A 3109-nucleotide genomic window follows, 5' to 3' on the forward strand; every position below is an offset into this window, starting at 1 on the left:
TCATCACCGAGGGCCAGCGCGGCAACCTCAACCGCCAGGTCGACGAGGAGCGCCGCAAGGTCCAGCGCATCGTCCCGAACGTGCCCGTGCACGTCGTGCACGTGGCGAGTGGCGCGGACGACAAGGCTGACGACGCCGTCACGCTGCACAAGCTCCCCCGTGCGATGAACAAGTTCAAGAAGGCACTCAACCGCAACGAGGTCCTGGCGGTCGCGAACCGGCTCGACTCGCTCACGCAGAGCCCGGCCGCGTCGATCCCGAAGGGCATGGACCCGATGCGTGCCCGCGCCGGCCGTCCGCGCTGAGCGACTCCCCCGTCCACCGAGAACGCCCCCGACCGTGCCAGGTCGGGGGCGTTCCGCGTGCGGGCTGCGTGGTGGAGTCGGCTCTGGACGCGGCGAGGCTCGGTCCGACCCGGCTCGGCTCGGTCCGACTGACGGCGCACGGTGTCGGTCTCGCCAGCCCGTGCGAGGTTGGCGGCGCCGTGCGAGCCCGCAGCGCCGCACGGAGCGGGCAACCTCGCACCGGCCGGACAACCACGCACCGTGCGGCACCGGCCGACGGGCTTCGTCGCACGCGGCGCACGGTGCGGGCCACGCCAATCCGTGCGCGGTTGGCGGCACCGTGCGAGCCTGCAGCGCCGCGCGGAGCGGGCAACCTCGCGCCGGCCGAACAACCACGCACCGTGCGGCACCGGCCGACGGGCCCCGTCCGGCGCAAAGCACGGTGCGGGTCACGCCAATCCGTGCGAGGTTGGCAGCACCGTGCGAGCCCGCAGCGCCGCACCCAGCGAGCAACCTCGCACCAGCCGAACAACCACGCACCGTGCGGCGCCCGGCCGGACAACCACGCACCGTGCGGACAGAACACCGTGCAGACCGAGCGCACCAGCGCCCCCGCGCGTCAGCGCCGGACGAGCACCGTGCCCGCGATCCGGTCGTGCGCCCCGCGACTGTCGCGGTCGATGATCAACGCCGGCACGACCAGGCAGAGCAGCAGCGTCCGCACCACGGGCCGCCAGACCCCGACGTACCCGCCGCGCATCGGCACCACCCGGAGCCCGACGCAGATGTGCCCGAACGACCCGGACAGCAGGCAGATGAACAGGATCTGCAGCGCCGCGAAGATCGCGATCTGGATCCACGAGTGCGCGATGTCGCCGGAGCCGTTCACCGGCGACCACACCCCGGTCACGTACGCCACGAGGTCCGCGAGTGCACCGTCGATGAGCAGGGCCACGACGCGACGGCCGATCCGCCCCACGCTGCGCGGCCCCTCCTCGGGCAGACCGAGGTCCTTCCCCGGCCAGCCGTCCGGGTGCCCCGATCCCCCGGAGGACGACGCGGACGACGAACTGGTGCTGCGGGCCATGCCCCAAGCGTAGGCGAACCGGTCGACGTAACACGCACGAAACAATCCAGTCATGTCCGGGAAACCCTGTGTCAATAGCCTCGTCGGAGGGTGCACCCGCGGCACCTCCACATCACCCAAACCCCCAGGAGATCGACACACATGTTCAGCGATTCCTCCGAGGTCCTGGCCTTCATCAAGGACACGGACGTCAAGTTCCTCGACATCCGCTTCACCGACCTGCCCGGCGTGCAGCAGCACTTCAACATCCCGGCATCCACGGTCGACGAGGACTTCTTCTCGGTCGGTCAGCTCTTCGACGGCTCCTCGATCCGCGGCTTCGCGTCGATCCACGAGTCGGACATGCAGCTCATCCCTGACGTGACCACGGCGTACATCGACCAGTTCCGCGCCGAGCGCACGCTGATCATGATCTTCGACATCTACAACCCGCGGAACGGCGAGATCTACGGTCGCGACCCGCGCCAGGTGGCCAAGAAGGCGGAGAAGTACCTCGCGTCGACGGGCATCGCGGACACCGCGTTCTTCGCCCCCGAGGCCGAGTTCTACATCTTCGACGACGTCCGCTACTCGGTCACCCAGAACAAGTCGTTCTACTCGGTCGACTCCGAAGAGGGCGCGTGGAACACCGGCCGCGAGGAAGAGGGCGGCAACCTCGCCAACAAGACCCCGTACAAGGGCGGCTACTTCCCCGTCTCGCCGGTCGACAAGACGGCGGACCTGCGCGACGACATCACCCTCAAGCTGATCGAGGCGGGCTTCGAGCTCGAGCGCTCGCACCACGAGGTGGGCACCGGCGGCCAGCAGGAGATCAACTACAAGTTCGACACGATGGTCCACGCCGCGGACGACATCCTGAAGTTCAAGTACATCGTCAAGAACACGGCCGACCAGTGGGGCAAGGTCGCCACGTTCATGCCGAAGCCGCTCTTCGGTGACAACGGCTCGGGCATGCACACCCACCAGTCGCTCTGGAGCGACGGCAAGCCGCTGTTCTACGACGAGAACGGCTACGGCGGCCTCTCGGACGTCGCCCGCTGGTACATCGGCGGCATCCTCAAGCACGCTCCCGCGCTGCTCGCCTTCACCAACCCGTCGATCAACTCGTACCACCGTCTGGTGAAGGGCTTCGAGGCCCCGGTCAACCTGGTCTACTCGGCCGGCAACCGCTCCGCCGCGATCCGCATCCCGATCACGGGCACGAACCCCAAGGCCAAGCGCATCGAGTTCCGCGCGCCGGACGCCTCGGGCAACCCGTACCTCGCGTTCGCAGCGCAGCTCATGGCGGGCCTCGACGGCATCCAGAACCGCATCGAGCCGCACGAGCCGGTCGACAAGGACCTCTACGAGCTCCCCCCGGAGGAGGCCAAGGGCATCCCCCAGGTCCCGGGCTCGCTCGACGAGGCGCTCGACGCGCTCGAGGCCGACCACGAGTTCCTCGTGAAGGGCAACGTCTTCACCGAGGACCTCATCCAGACCTGGATCGACTACAAGCGTGAGAACGAGATCCTCCCCCTCGCCCAGCGCCCGCACCCGTTTGAGTACGAGCTCTACTTCGGCGTCTGACACGCACGGCACCACGAACGCCCCCGCACCGGTCTCCGGCGCGGGGGCGTTCCGCTGTGCCGAGACTCGGCAGGGCGGACGTCACGCGGGGCGCAGCACCGCGCAGGTGTCCGCATGGCCGAGTCTCGTCGCCGGGCCCGGCCGTGCGGATGGAGACGTGACCGCCTGGAGG

The 3109-nt window shown here is 69.1% G+C and carries 3 protein-coding genes; 2 read left to right on the top strand and 1 reads right to left on the bottom strand.

Features of this window, described 5'->3' with window-relative positions; translation table 11 throughout:
* Positions 1-305 (top strand): DUF4191 family protein (locus tag I5E_RS11455; protein ID WP_031262287.1); only part of this gene is annotated, 305 nt, incomplete at its 5' end.
* A 598-nt stretch (positions 306-903) separates the two neighbouring features.
* Here the strand turns inward: I5E_RS11455 and I5E_RS11460 are convergent.
* Positions 904-1371: an RDD family protein gene (locus tag I5E_RS11460; RefSeq protein WP_022907113.1), complete on the bottom strand. Its 468-nt coding sequence runs from the start codon at positions 1369-1371 to the stop codon at positions 904-906.
* 141 nt (positions 1372-1512) lie between these two features.
* Here I5E_RS11460 and glnA point away from each other — a divergent pair, with 141 nt between their 5' ends.
* Positions 1513-2937, top strand: a complete 1425-nt coding sequence (glnA, locus tag I5E_RS11465; RefSeq protein WP_022907114.1) for a type I glutamate--ammonia ligase — start codon at positions 1513-1515, stop codon at positions 2935-2937.
* Positions 2938-3109 lie beyond the last annotated feature (172 nt).

Source organism: Curtobacterium sp. B18, from assembly GCF_000333375.1.
Classification (GTDB): domain Bacteria; phylum Actinomycetota; class Actinomycetes; order Actinomycetales; family Microbacteriaceae; genus Curtobacterium.